Origin of the sequence: Arcticibacter sp., from assembly GCF_045629565.1 — a bacterium.
GTDB lineage: Bacteria > Bacteroidota > Bacteroidia > Sphingobacteriales > Sphingobacteriaceae > Arcticibacter.
The window spans coordinates 38,561-52,869 of sequence record NZ_JAZQRL010000125.1 but is presented as its reverse complement, the minus strand read 5'-3'; the positions used below and the strand labels follow the sequence as shown (position 1 = coordinate 52,869).

The 14,309-nt window shown below is 44.3% G+C and carries 11 protein-coding genes; 7 read left to right on the top strand and 4 right to left on the bottom strand.

What is annotated here, in order from left to right; translation table 11 throughout:
- Positions 1 to 11 precede the first annotated feature (11 nt).
- The 4 genes from ACKI5J_RS17065 to ACKI5J_RS17050 all read left to right on the top strand — a co-directional run bounded on the left by ACKI5J_RS17065 (position 12) and on the right by ACKI5J_RS17050 (position 6,192).
- Positions 12 to 2,009, top strand: coding sequence for a helix-hairpin-helix domain-containing protein (locus ACKI5J_RS17065; protein ID WP_407430698.1), 1,998 nt, complete (start codon positions 12 to 14; stop codon positions 2,007 to 2,009).
- Entirely contained in the window at positions 2,006 to 4,168 is a 2,163-nt protein-coding gene (locus ACKI5J_RS17060; protein WP_407430697.1) for a ComEC/Rec2 family competence protein, read from the top strand. The genes ACKI5J_RS17065 and ACKI5J_RS17060 overlap by 4 nt, the downstream gene beginning before the upstream one ends.
- 259 nt (positions 4,169 to 4,427) lie before the next feature.
- Positions 4,428 to 4,736, top strand: coding sequence for a DUF2892 domain-containing protein (locus ACKI5J_RS17055; protein WP_407430696.1), 309 nt, complete (start codon positions 4,428 to 4,430; stop codon positions 4,734 to 4,736).
- Positions 4,737 to 4,830: 94 nt separating this feature from the next.
- Positions 4,831 to 6,192, top strand: a complete 1,362-nt coding sequence (locus ACKI5J_RS17050; RefSeq protein ID WP_407430695.1) for an NAD-dependent succinate-semialdehyde dehydrogenase — start codon at positions 4,831 to 4,833, stop codon at positions 6,190 to 6,192.
- A gap of 2 nt (positions 6,193 to 6,194) precedes the next feature.
- Here the strand turns inward: ACKI5J_RS17050 and ACKI5J_RS17045 are convergent, their stop codons facing one another.
- Positions 6,195 to 7,091: an aldo/keto reductase gene (locus ACKI5J_RS17045; protein WP_407430694.1), complete on the bottom strand. Its 897-nt coding sequence runs from the start codon at positions 7,089 to 7,091 to the stop codon at positions 6,195 to 6,197.
- 102 nt (positions 7,092 to 7,193) lie between these two features.
- Between ACKI5J_RS17045 and cobA the strand changes: the two genes are divergently transcribed.
- A complete protein-coding gene (cobA, locus tag ACKI5J_RS17040) occupies positions 7,194 to 7,928 on the top strand; it encodes a uroporphyrinogen-III C-methyltransferase (protein WP_407430693.1) in 735 nt (244 codons plus the stop codon).
- A gap of 100 nt (positions 7,929 to 8,028) precedes the next feature.
- On the opposite strand, the gene ACKI5J_RS17035 is transcribed toward cobA, so the two are convergent.
- Positions 8,029 to 9,048, bottom strand: coding sequence for a glycosyltransferase family 2 protein (locus ACKI5J_RS17035; RefSeq protein WP_407430692.1), 1,020 nt, complete (start codon positions 9,046 to 9,048; stop codon positions 8,029 to 8,031).
- Entirely contained in the window at positions 9,038 to 9,922 is an 885-nt protein-coding gene (locus ACKI5J_RS17030; protein WP_407430691.1) for a lysophospholipid acyltransferase family protein, read from the bottom strand. Before ACKI5J_RS17030 ends, ACKI5J_RS17035 begins: the two co-directional genes overlap by 11 nt.
- A gap of 52 nt (positions 9,923 to 9,974) precedes the next feature.
- Here ACKI5J_RS17030 and ACKI5J_RS17025 point away from each other — a divergent pair, with 52 nt between their 5' ends.
- On the top strand, positions 9,975 to 10,583 hold the full coding sequence (locus tag ACKI5J_RS17025; RefSeq protein WP_407430690.1) for a WbqC family protein: 609 nt from the start codon (positions 9,975 to 9,977) through the stop codon (positions 10,581 to 10,583).
- Positions 10,584 to 10,707: 124 nt separating this feature from the next.
- A complete protein-coding gene (mgtE, locus tag ACKI5J_RS17020) occupies positions 10,708 to 12,057 on the top strand; it encodes a magnesium transporter (RefSeq protein WP_407430689.1) in 1,350 nt (449 codons plus the stop codon).
- Between the two features lie 23 nt (positions 12,058 to 12,080).
- Here mgtE and ACKI5J_RS17015 read toward each other — a convergent pair whose 3' ends face one another.
- Positions 12,081 to 14,210: an FUSC family membrane protein gene (locus ACKI5J_RS17015; protein WP_407430688.1), complete on the bottom strand. Its 2,130-nt coding sequence runs from the start codon at positions 14,208 to 14,210 to the stop codon at positions 12,081 to 12,083.
- Positions 14,211 to 14,309: the final 99 nt, after the last annotated feature.

The following is a 14,309-nucleotide window of genomic DNA, read 5'->3' as shown; positions in this document are numbered from 1 at the left end:
AAATTATTCTTTTGACCTCAGAAGTTAGAGCTCAGACAGAAAGTGATCCGCTTATTGAAAACCTGCTTGAAACGATTGCCGAAAATCAGCAGCAGGATAATGACTATGCTGAACTGTCCGAAAGATTGTATTTCCTTAAGGAACATCCTTATGACCTGAACACGGTTAACGCGGAGCAGCTGAGCGAACTGGTGTTTCTAGACCCTCTTCAAGCAGATAATCTGATCAAATACCGTCGTGAAAACGGGCCTTTCACAGATATTCAGGAACTGCAGCTTATTGACCTTTTTACCTGGCCGCTCATTGAGCAGCTGCTACCCTTTGTTTTTATTGATAAACCTGCCTTATTGCAAAAGCAAGCTATGTCGCAAGTGTCCAGGCTCGACTGGATGACGACTTACGGAAGGGTTCTGGAAAGTCAAAAAGGTTATGAGGCCGGAGATTCGGTGCGCCGGTATGAAGGCTCATCTTATCGTTTGGTATCGCGGCTGCGGTATCATAGCGGCAGCAGAATTTCGGCGGGACTGACAATGGAAAAAGACCCAGGTGAACGTTTTTCTTTTCGGAACGGGGTGAACGGCTTCGACTTTTATTCGGCTAACTTTTTTGTAAGAGGCAGGCGTATGGTGAGAAAGCTGGCGATTGGTGACTATTCTTTACAGTTTGGACAGGGAGTAGCTTTATGGTCAGGCCTTGGCTTTGGCAAAGGAGCGAGCATAAGCGGGATTGCAAAGGTACAGTCAGGTCTCAAGCCCTACTCATCAACCAACGAATCGGGCTTCTTTCGGGGGGTAGCAGCGACTATCGGCTTGCATCATTTAGAGCTCACACCTTTTGTGTCGTTTAATCGAATTGATGCTGCGCTGGTACCCGCAGATTCGCTGCAATCGACAGCTATAAGTTCCATAAGTGCGAGTGGTCTCCATCGCACGGCCTCAGAGCTGAGCAGAAAGGGCTCTGAAAGCCAGCTGGTTTACGGTTCCGTTTTGCAATATGAGGACAAGGGGCTAAGGATCGGAGCCTTGTTCTACCAGACACGTTTTAGTGAACCATTACAACGAAGTGAAACTCTCTACCGCAGATTTGACTTTGCGGCATCTAATCTGACGAATGGATCTCTATATTACAATTTTACATGGAAGAACACTTATTCGTTCGCAGAGCTGTCTCATAGTTTCGGCACTGGTCTGGCCATGATTGGTGGCCTCATGGGAAGCTTATCGAAGCAGGTTTCTGCGATTGTCCTTTATCGCAACTACCATCAAGATTACTATTCCTTTTTTAGTCAGTCGATAGCCGAAGGTAGCGGTGTGTCAAATGAACAGGGGCTTTATTCAGGTCTCCATATACGGCTGAACGCCAGAATGGAATGGTCTCTTTATACTGACTTGTTTAAGTTTCCCTGGATGCGTTACAGGGTTGATGCACCCTCTTTGGGAAGGGAGATTCTAACTCAGGCTGTTTGGTCGCCCAACAAGGAAACTAAACTCGCTTTGCGCTTCAGATCAATTATAAAACAGCAGAATGACAATGTTGAAAATGCGGTGAATTATCTGGTGTCTGTCGAAAAGGAGAACTACAGAATCGATTTGAGCTACAAGATCGGGAGGAGCTGGACGCTCAGAAACCGGGCAGAAATGGTCCGGTTTGAGAAGGATGCAGAAAGGCAGAGTGGGACAATGATTTATCAGGATATTATTTTTAAACCTCTGGGCGCCCGTTTTAGCGGTAATTGCAGAATGGCTTTGTTCAGCACCGACGGATTTGATTCGAGGCTTTACGCCTTTGAAAACGATGTGCTCTATAGCTATGCGATCCCCGCCTACCAGGATGGCGGAATAAGATATTACCTGAACGGCAGATATCGCATTGGCAGGGCAATAGATCTTTGGCTCCGTTATGCGATGACTGTATATAATGACAAAGATGAGATAGGAAGCGGACCGGACCTCATCTCCGGAAGGAGCAAGTCTGATATTAAATTTCAGATAAGATACCTCATTAAATGAAGTCAGTCAGTAAACATGTCTTCCTGAGATTGCTGTTCCCGATGGCAGCCGGCATTGTCGCCAGGTCTCACAGTGCACTTAACCTCACTGTCAGTCACGGGATGTTTGTCTTCACCCTTCTCTTGATGCTACTTCTGCTGATATTACATATCCAGTATAGACAATATCAGCTTTATCTAAAGCAATGGTTGCCTGGCTTACTTTTTCAGTTTTTCATATTCTCGGCAGCGTTTACCCGAACAGGTTCGTTCCTGCTTGATCAGCAGAAAAAACACTTCAGTAACCTGTATTCAGAGCAGCTTTTAGTCGAGATCTGCTCAGAACCCGAGGAAAAAGCTTCCATAATCCGTTTCGAAGCGCTTGTTCATGGGGCTATAACGGATTCCGTTAATTCGCATGCAAACGGTAGATTGCTGATTTCCTGTCTCAAGGACCCGGCTTTCACAGTGAATCTATCTATCGGAGCAATATTGATGGTCCCTTCCCGCTTTTCAGAAATTGAAGCGCCCGCAAACCCGGGAGAATTTAACTACCGTCGGTACATGGCGAACAAAAGTGTATGGCATCGGGCCTTCCTAAAGACTTCGGAGGTAGTACGGCTAGGGGAAAAAACCGGAAATGTGTTTTATGGAGCAGTAAAACTTCGAAAGAAAGTCATCAAAAAACTCGATCAACATATCAAAGATAGGGAGGCAGCTGCAGTGATCTCTACATTACTGTTGGGATACAAGGCAGATTTAAACAGAGAGATCCTGAATACATATAGTGCAACCGGCGTGATGCATGTACTATCTGTTTCTGGAATGCATGTTGCCATCGTTGCCGCACTCGCAGGGTATTTACTTGGTATATGGAAAGGGCGTAAGATGAATATTGCCCAGGCGCTGCTTATCGTTATGTTTGTATGGCTCTATACGCTGCTTTCCGGTCTTTCGGCAGCAGCGTGTCGGTCAGCGGTCATGATGAGCTTTATGATTACAGGCCGACTATTGAACCGAAATGCAGGTATATTCAACTGTGTATCTGCGGCGGCATTTTTTCAGCTCTTAAGCAAGCCTCTCTGGTTATTCGACCTGGGCTTCCAGCTATCGTATATAGCAGTTTTCGGGTTAATATTGTTCTACCCTGTTATTAACGCGATGCTTAAGTTTAGATCGGCGATAAATCGGGCGATATGGTCTTATCTTGCTTTTTCACTTGCCGCCCAAGTAGCCACTTTTCCATTGTGCCTGTATTACTTTAATCAGTTTCCATTGTATTTCCTGGCAAGCAATGTCTTTATAATGGTGCCGGTAACGGTGGTGATGTACGCCGGAGTGGGCTTTTTGATGATGTCCTTCCTCCCGTATTCTGCCGACATGCCCCTTAGATGTCTTGCCTGGCTGATGGAGAACGGAATCATTTCGCTGAACGCTGGTTTGCGTTTCATAGCGAAGTTGCCCTCCTCGAGTCTGCATGGCTATCATCTGCATATTACGTTTTATTTGCTCATTTATCTTCTTATTGGCTTCTTGTTTGTCGGAATTACAAAGAAGAGTAAGAAGGCGGTATGGTATATGTTGATTCTTTCTGTATTGATCAGCTCGATCTATACTATAAGCGGACTTATAATCTGGAGAAGGAAGTCAGTCGTGTTTTATTCTATCAGAAACCATGTTGCTGTGGCATTCACCCGGGCTGGCAGAGCTACTATCCTCACAGATATTGACGTTGGAAATAACACTTTATCTTATTCCGTTATGCCCCTTATTCGCGACAGGAATTTGCGTTTAAGTCAAGTTGCACATTTCGATTCCTTGATAGCTGAACCGGATCTGAAGGTATCTGGTGGCAGTGTTCGCTTTCGAAATCTGGAACTAGAAATAATCGATGGGGGACGCTTGTCCCAACTTATGCGGCAGTCCACAAACATCATCCCGCAAAGGTGGTATCGTGTAGGGAACAAATTGCCACGAAAGCGCATTGTTATGCTTCACGACGATCCTCTAATAGAGCTTCCATCACTGTTAAAGACTCATAACATCAGCTACGTTGTTATCGGGATCAAGAACAGTAAGCAAAATACCGATCGATGGCTTTATCAGTCAGACTCTATGGGAATTCCCTCATATTCACTTAAGCGATTAGGCGCATTAGAGCTTGATATTCAGGATCTTTAACCGAAAGGAGGAAAAACCCTTATCTTGGTGAGATAAGGGCTTGGTTTATAATTAGCCAGATGAGCTTGATCAAATATATGTAAAATTTTAGTGTGTCAAAGTTTTTTTTGATTTAAATGAAAATATTTCTTGCTAACGAGCGTTCCCTGCAATCTGGACGTAATTTGTTCTCGTCGAGAATGCCGGAAATGTTTTTAAATTCTTTTTAAACAGTGTTCCTTTCCAGATGTTATGGTTAAAACATCTATATCATACAGCTATGAACAATCAAATAATTGACACTTTAAAGGAGTCATTCAACGGTCCGCTTCTTCAAGAAAACCCTGATGCAAACGTAAGCAAGTCCGAGCGGATAATATCATTAGGTACTGGAGCCTTTATTCTTTTCAACGGAATAACGAATATCTTTTCCCATCCGTTAATTTCTTTGGGCAAGATTATGATTGGCGGATCTCTTTTGCAGCGTGGCCTTACGGGATACTGTCCGCTTAAATCTGCTATGGAAGATTCTTTCGAGACCCCCGCGCCACTACCTTTGAATTCCCCTCAGACATATTCGGTTTCTTAATTTAGAGCGAAGCTTCTATTAATAACCTTTATATTTCGAGGCCTTAACTCTCCGAGCTATGGCCTCATTTTTTTTTGCATAAAACTTGTTCAACATGAAAGCCATTAATCCACTTACCGGTGATCTCATAAAAGAATACGAAACTCTTTCATCATCGGAAGTAAGCGCGAAGCTGGAGAGATCAGAAAGGGCCTTCCTTAGCTGGAAGTCGTTGTCATACGAGGAACGTGGCGCATACCTGCGGCGTGTATCTGAAGTTCTCGAGTTCCGAAGACGACAACTCGCCGGGCTGATGGCCGAGGAAATGGGAAAGCCGGTAAAAGCTGGAATGGCGGAGATCGATAAATGCGCCTTAGTATGCAGCTATTATGCCGAGCACGCCGGGCAATTTCTTAAACAGGAACAGGTGAACACCGATGCCAGCGAGAGTTATATCACTTTTCAGCCCCTGGGCGTGATCCTGGCTGTGATGCCCTGGAACTTTCCTTTCTGGCAAAGTTTTCGATTTCTGGCGCCTGGACTAATGGCCGGTAATACCGCTGTCTTAAAGCACGCTTCCAATGTTCCAGGTTGCGCCCTGGCAATCGAAGAGGTTTTGCGGGAGGCCGGTCTTCCAGCGGATGTTTTTCAGACGCTGCTGGTTGGAAGCAGTGAAGTCGAAGAAATTATTAAAAATCCCATCATAAAAGCAGTGACCCTCACCGGAAGCACTGGGGCGGGAATGAAGGTTGCGGGACAAGCTGCTTCTTTGTTAAAAAAGGCTGTGCTTGAGCTCGGGGGAAGCGACCCTTATATTGTTTTGGAGGATGCTGATATCGATCTTGCAGCCTCCAAATGTGCAGAAAGCAGGCTGATTAATACAGGACAAAGCTGCATTGCTGCAAAACGCTTTATTGTAGTGGAGCAGGTTGCAGGGAGATTTATCGAGAGCTTCAAAGAAAAGATGGCTGCCCGGAAGCCAGGTGATCCAATGGATGAGCAGACCGAAATTGGACCAATGGCTACGGTTAACCTGCGTGATGAGTTGCATGAACAAGTACAAAAAAGCATAAAGGCGGGTGCGAAGTGTATTCTCGGCGGCAACATTGAGAAAGGACCGCATGCATTCTATCCACCAACCATTCTCATTAACGTAAAAGAAGGGATGCCTGCCTATGATGAAGAAATGTTCGGGCCGGTAGCGTCAGTCATTGTAGTGAAAGATGAGGCGGAAGCAATAAGTGTAGCAAATTCAACCGTCTTTGGTCTGGGTTCGGCGGTTTTTACGCAGGATCTGCAGCGTGCATCAAAGATCGCAGAAAGTATGATCGATGCAGGCTGCTGTTTTATCAACGACTATGTTCGCTCCATCCCAGAACTTCCCTTCGGTGGAATAAAGCAATCGGGTTACGGTAGAGAGTTAGGCGTCTATGGTATTAAAGAGTTCGTAAACGTAAAAACGATCTATCGGCCCTGACATTAACGAAACTTGTCATACGTACCAGCCTTTACGCTTTCGCTAAGGAAATGGTGCTCGGCGGCTGTAAGTTCAGTGACGGAGGTAATATTCACTACATCCCTCAGCTGGTCAAGAGTGCGGATACCTACTACCGCGGAAGCCACAGGGTGCTTCTTCAATGCATACATAATTGCGGTTTGAGAGGCGCTCCGCTTGGTACCTGCCACAAAGCAGACAGCTCTGGCCGCTGCCTCCACTTCTTCAGCTGAGTGGCTTAGATATTCCCGAGCCGGCTTTCCTGAAAGCAATCCTTGAGCGAGACTGCCGCGAGCAAGAACAGATATGTGACTTTCCTGAAGTAATTTGAACACACTTTCTTCAGGCCGCCTGTCCAGTACACTATATTGCATCATCACGCTGACAATAGCTGATCGGTTCAGATACTCTCTTATAACCTGCGGGCGTATGGAGGATATTCCGTATGCCCGGATCTTGCCTTGATCCACCAGCACGGTGAAGGCTTCGATGATGTCGTCTATCGGGTCCTCCAAAGTGCCGCCGTGCAGCTGGTATAAATCAATATAGTCGGTCTGCAACCTCCTGAGACTGTCTTCTACTGCCTTGATTATATAGTCTTTTCCCGGCACCCAATCCCATCCGCTGCCATCTTCTTTCCATTTGTTTCCCACCTTAGTGGCTATGATACAATCGGTGCGCCTCCTCTGAAGCAACTTCCCAACCTGTTTTTCGTTTTCTCCCTTATCATAAAGATCTGCGGTGTCGAAGAAATTGATTCCCGCTGCAATTGCCTCGTCGACAATGCGCTTGTTTACCTGCTCATCTTTTTCGAGAGACATGCATCCAAATCCAACTTCGCTGATCCTGATATCTGACTTTCCGACTCGATTGTATCTCATATCGTTCTTCTATTAATTCTAATTTAAGCTTATTTAATCTATTCTGCGTCTGAAATAGGGATATTTCAAAATTGTTGCTAATTTCCCCCTCTAATAACAAGTATGCACGAAAAAGAGTTTACGCCGGAGTTATATGTAGTGGGAGCAGGCCCGGGAGACCCGGAACTTATAACCGTAAAAGCACTGAAAGTCATCCAGCGAACACCGGTAATTCTGTATGATAATCTGGCTAATAAGGAGCTTCTGGACTTCGCGCGAACCGATTGCGAGTTAATTTATGTCGGTAAACACCCTTATGGTGATTACACCGCCCAGGAAACGATACATGAGATCATACGGGATAAAGCTTTTCAGAAGGGTATGGTGGTGCGTTTGAAGGGCGGGGACCCATTTATTTTTGGAAGAGGGTTTGAAGAAGTGCTATTCGCCAGACAGGTGGGAATTGCGACGTTTTATATACCAGGTATTACGAGTATGCAGGCTTCCGGCTTCAGTGATATCCCGCTCACACATCGCGCGATTAGTGAGGGTATCTGGGTGTTGACCGGAACTAAAAAGGACGGAGGGCTGTCTTCCGACCTGCGGCTCGCGATGAACAGCAATGCAACTGTTGTAATCTATATGGGCATGAAAAAGGTTCATGAGATTGCAGAGACGTATATATTGGAGGGTCGGGGGGATACGCCTGCCGCAATCATTCAGCATGCTACACATTTTAAAGAAAAGTCGGGAAGCGGCTTAGTAAAGGATTTGCCTGCTATTGCTGAACGTAACCAGCTGACACATCCCTCAATAATCATTATCGGTGGTGTAGTAGCTTTAAAGAACGCGCACTAGCGCTTTTGGAAGCTGATTAAGTCGTTAATCGTTCTTAGTGCTCTGGAAAGCAGTCCTGATCATGATCGGCCTTTAAGATCATTGCCAGATTTGATTCCCATTATTTAGGGAGATCACTGAAGTGTTTTCTGCCCCTGACGAAATATTGCCAAACAATCGATTTCTTGTAAAGTCCTTTATCATTAAACGGACTGCCGCTCCTGGCTCTTTTTCCCCGGTTCTTTCGGAGCTCAGAAAAAAATGACCGATGTGCCTTGCTTATAGCCATGGCATGTTTAAACTTTCCGGTAGACGCGAACTTTAAGAGGCTGATAAGGTCAAGCCAAAAGCGCATAAAGATGACATAAAAGCATCTGTCGGCATCCAGGTTTTTTACAAGCATGAAAAGGTTGTTTCTGAAGTTGAGATATGTTTTATATGGGTTCTCCGTTTCCAACGTTCCTCCACCGACGTGAAAAACCGTGGAATCAGCGCAATACATAATCTTCAGGCCTTGGCGCTTCAATCGCCAGCACAGATCAATCTCTTCCATATGGGCGAAGAAATCAGCATCGAAACCTTGAGCATCTTTCCAGTAGCGGCTTTTGATAAATAAAGCGGCGCCACTCGCCCAGAATATTTCAGACGACCTAGAATATTGTCCCTCATCTTTTTCTACGGTGTCAAATATCCTTCCCCGGCAGAATGGATACCCATAAGTGTCGATGAAGCCGCCTGCCGCACCAGCATGTTCAAAGAGCTCCGGACTATAGTAAGCCCTGATCTTCGGCTGTGCAGCAGCGATAAGTTCTTCACTTTCCATTAACGCAATGACGGGTTCAATCCAATCCGGGGTAACCTCAACATCAGAGTTAAGAAGAACGTAGTAGTCTGATTCCACCTGTTTTAGAACAGTATTATACCCTGAAGCGAACCCTTCGTTCTCTGCGTTTTGAATAATCTCAATAAAAGGAAAATTCGTCTTGACGTATTCCACAGAGTGATCAGTAGACGCATTGTCGGCTACAACTATCCGGAGATTAGTGTATGTCGAGTTCACTACTGAAGGAAGAAATTTCTCCAGAAGAGCCTGGCCATTCCAGTTTAAAATAACGATAGCTACACTCGGTTTATCTGACATCGCCTTGTAATTCGTTAAACTTCCAGCGTTTATGAGACCATAGCCACATCTCTGGCTTCTTAATTATAATTTGTTCCAGAAAGCGTGTATGAGCTTCTGTTATTTGATGGTCATGTGTTTCTCTCGGGTTTTCGAACAATGTGGTAAGATGGCATTCATAGAACCCACGTTTAACACGGTCCAGGTGTGCATATACAACCGGAATATTCATTTTTATGGCGATCTTTTCAATGCCCAGAAAAATTGCGGTACGCTGGTTCAGGAAGGTCGTGAAATATTGTGTCTCGCTGCGTACAGGCGTCTGGTCGCCTACGAGCGCCAGGCAAAACGTTTCCGATTTGTTTGCCAGCAGTGCCCGCAGCGTGCTCTTCATAGGAACCATAATAGCACCGAATCTGGATCGCCAGCCATTCAGGATCTTCTCAAAGTTCTTGTCCGATATAGGTTTATATACAACCATGCAGGGATCTGGGTAGAGGGATGATATAATTGGAGTGCCCCATTCCCAGTTACCGTAGTGCGCCGTCACAATCATAACGGGTCGCTTTTGGTCATAAAACTTCTGAATCAATTCTTTATTCGTGATTTTCAGCCTCTTTTGAATCGTCGCTTCAGATATCGACGCCATTTTAAGCGTTTCTACCATGATATCGACAAGGTTCAAGTAAAACTTCTTTTCTATGCTTCTGAGCTCATCTTCGGTTTTTTCAGGAAATGATCTCTTCAGATTTACCCTGACTACATTTCTCCTATACTTTATTACATGGTATAAAATGAGGTAAAGAAAATCGGCAAGTAAATACAGTACCCGGAACGGAAGTAATGAAATAATATATAGCGGATATTGGATAAGGCTTTTAAGAACCTTCTTCATCTGTATTTTTATAGTTAATTTCGTGCCAGCAAATACAAACATAGTACATAGCATGCACAAAGGCGCAATCTTTCCTTTATTTTACCTTCCACCTGTGGAGTTTTTTAGCCAGATGAAGGCTCACAAAGAGCAGATAGTCATCGAGGCTTCAGAGCATTTTCCGAAGCAAACTTTTCGTAACAGGGCTATCATTCACTCTCCTCAAGGCAAACTTGATCTTATTGTCCCGGTAATTAAAGGCTCTAAAGTGCATACAAAGGTAAAGGATGTAAAGATTAGCTACGACTTTAATTGGCAGCGATTACATTGGATGAGTATTCAGACTTCCTACAGACGTTCTGCTTATTTTGAATTTTATGAAGATGCATTTGCCAGGTTTTATCAAGAGAAGTGGGTGTTTTTATTTGATTATAACCTTGAACTGCTGGATCTTCTCAGTAAAAGCTTGAAGCTTGACCTTCCGCACACATTTACCTCTACCTACGAGGAAACGTATAACGATATGGATGACTTTCGGAAGTCGATTCATCCTAAACAGCCTCCGAGTCGCCATTTTAAAGAATACTTTCAGGTTTTTGATGACAGGAACGGCTTTTTGCCTAATTTGAGTATCGTTGACCTGCTGTTCAACCAGGGGCCGCAAAGTGCTGCTTTCCTGTAGTCCATTGCTGCCATCTGTTGGGTGGTACTCCTAAACGCTGATAACTTTTCTTCGAAAAGAAAACTGTATTTCAGTTCTGAAGTTTAAAGCTGTATGCCGGATTCATTTACTATTTTAGCGATCAATGCAATCATTTGAACTGAACAGAACGGATATTCAACGCCTTAAACAGGCGCTCGAAAGTGGGGATGAAGAATTAAAAGCCCTGCTTTCGGAATACCATGCTTCAGAAATCGCGATTCTGTTTGCCAGTCTCCCCCAGGAATCCAGAGATCATATTATCAATATCCTTCCGTCGGAAACCGCTTCCGAGATTATTGCTGAAATGGATGCTGAAATACATCCGGAGCGTATCCTCGAGAACCTTCATCCGGAACGGCGTTCGGAGATCATGGAAGAGCTCGACTATGATGATGCAACCGACATTCTAAGTCAGCTTTCTGAAGACACACAGAATGAAATCCTCAGTGACCTTGATGAAGAGGACGCCTCGCACATCCGTAACCTCCTGACCTTCGAAGAAGACACCGCAGGGGGACTGATGAACACGCAGGTGCTCAAGGTCAACAGCCGGCTTACCAAGACAGAGGCTCTTGACCAGATCATCAGACAGTCTGAAGAGATGGAAGAGTTTTACACCATCAATGTGGTGGATGACAAAAATCTGCTTTTGGGCATTGTATCGCTGAAAGATATTATTAAATCGCGAAATACTGTCCTGATTAAGGATCTTATTAAGGAAGATTTTGTATACGTTAAGGCTAATACAGACCAGGAAGAGGTTGCCCGGTTAATCTCGCAGTACAACCTGACCAGTATTCCCGTTGTCGACGATAATATGCATCTCCTCGGACGCATTACTTTCGATGACGTGATAGACGTTATGGAAGAAGAGAATACGGAAGACATCTTGAAAATATCCGGGGTTTCCGAAGATGAAGCACTTTCAGGTAATTGGCAGGAGGCTGTAAAAAGCCGTCTTCCCTGGCTCGTAGTTAATCTCGGAACGGCCTTCCTGGCTTCATCGGTAATAAGGCACTTCGAACCGACCATCAGCAAACTGCTGCTGCTGTCGGGCTATATGACTATGATTGCTGGTATGGGTGGTAACACCGCGACGCAGGCACTTGCCGTTACCATCAGGCGTATCTCTCTAAGTGATTTGACAGATAATCAGGCTTATCGTACGGTGCTTAAGGAATTTACGGTCGGGCTGATCAACGGCGCCTGTATAGGTCTCGTAGTTTTTCTTTTCGCCATATTTTATGACGGCAATCTCATGCTGGGACTAGTTATTTTCACAGCGATGACCGGCAACCTTATTCTTGCCGGTATAGCTGGTTCGTCCATTCCACTTATCCTGAAACGTATAGGAATAGATCCGGCTATAGCATCATCAATTATAATTACCACATTTACAGACGTTTTCGGCTTCTTATTGCTGTTAGGGCTCGCTTCAAAGCTTCTTTTGTAGCAGGCGAAACCAATAATTGGCATTTAATCCTCTGTAAATCGTTGAGTAGTCTTCAAAATATCCCCGGCAGTTTTATTTATAAACCCTAACTGATCCGTAATCAACCTGCTATCCTTGTTATCTTCCGTTGAAGGAAGTTGGGTATCAACTGCGAGAAGTTCTGTTTCCAGAAACGGCTCGTCATCACCCTGCAACTGAGATATCCCCTCGCAAAGCTGATACAAAGCTCGGCGGATCAGCTTTATGTGCGCCTGGTTTGCCTGTCTGGTACCGTCATTACGCAAAGCCGAGATAAGTGTAGCGATATACGAAGAAAGCATATGATTCAATACCATAAACTTGCTCGCTTCCCGTACCTTGATCTGCTTGCTTTTCGGTTCAGAAAGCATTCGCTGATAGGCAGATGCAAGGTTGGCCGAAGATACATAAAGCTCTTTTCTAATCAGTTTGTACTCAGTCAGATCAAGCTCTTTACCCATCAGCCCTTCAGCAACCTTAGTTAAGTACTCATAATTGGCAATTAGTAATTTCCGCATGTGTTTTCTTAATTGAGGGTATTCCCACGAAGGAAACAGGAGATAGCTGGCAATAAATGCGATGAAAGAACCAATGAAAGTATCCATTATTCTTTCTTGCACTAGGCTGAGGTTTCCCAATCCGATAAAGCTGAACATCAGCAGAATATAAGGAGTCATGAAAAGTACGCTGACGACGTAGTTCAGGCGCTGAAAGCTGTACGCACCGATCATAAATATCATCAAAAAGAAGAAACGAATAGTCGTGTCTTTAACATAATGAACGATGAGAGCCCCGGCAATCCCTCCAATGATCGTTCCTATTAAGCGTTCATAATTTCTTGTCTTCGTCAGGCTGAACCCTGGCTTTAGAATCACAACGATAGTTAAAAGGATCCAATAACTATGGTGGCCAAGCGGCAGAAGTTTAGATACGCCATAACCTATTATGGCTACAATCGCAACTCGAAGCGCATGCCTGAAGGTAGATGATTTGAAGCTTAAGTTCTCAATAAATAATTTAAGGTCGATCGTTTGTGTCTGGACAAATCTCCCCAGATCTTTTTCATTGCTTATACCCACATTTTCCAGGCCCTTCTTGCTGAAATAACTGTACATGTTCTCAATGCGACTAACCATATTCCGCACATTGATCAGAATTTTCTTAAGGACAAGATTGTTTTCAACCTGATCAATCCGGATCTTTAACTCCTCGAGCTGCTGTTTGAAATCCTGAACAGGCCTCGGTCTTTCATTAGCATTGATATCAAAGCTCATGTTTTCGAGCTCCCTGGCAAGATTGAAAATGATTTTGTTGAAATCCTTTAAAATACCGCTGGAGGAATAAGTGTTGCGTATGGCGGTGTAGTCGTAGTGAGTCGCCATCGTTTGCTCAAACAAATCAATGATATCAATAAACACCAACGTAAGTACTCTTGCTGTATTTGTTGGATCCTTCAGGAACATCTTATTTTTAAAGATGATTTCCCTGACATTATCCTGCTGCTGATGAACGATAATCTGCTGATCAATCAATTTTTTGTAAGTATCATCAAAATCAGCTTTCCCGTCATAAAAAAGCGCCTTCAGCTTAACATATTCGGCAACCTGCTCGATGCACTCAGCGATGGCATGCTGAGCGATCCGGTAAGGTCGAAACTGCGAAACTGCCAAACTAAGTCCCATATACCAGATTCCCCCCGCCAGCAGAAAACCTGTGTACTCAAAGATAGTTTTGATGGTAAAGTTTTGGTCAATATTGATGATCATGATCACCAACACCGCCGTCCCAATGGCTGATGCGCGGTTTCCAAATATGTTGAACATCGAGAAGAAGAAACATAAAAAGAAAACCTCAGCGACGATCAACAGGGGGTAATCGTTTATAAGTCCTGTTAGCAGAGAAACAATCACCATGAAGAGCATACAAAAAAGCATACCATTTCTCTTATGGACTACAGGCCCCGGATTATCGGGTATACTCGTTGTTATAGCTCCCATAGAAACGGCAATCCCTGTTTCCAGATGTCCTAGCTGTGAAAGCAGGAGGGGAGGAAGTAAGACTCCGAAGGAAATTCTAAGACCGTCTGTAAAATATTGGCTGTAAATGAAATTCTTTATTTCACGGGTTTGCTTCATAGAATATTTTGTGCCTAGCGAAGTTAGAAAATGTAATCGTCAAAGACTACACACGGAATATTTGTTTTCAACTTTCCTGTTTTGCTAATAAAATTAGTA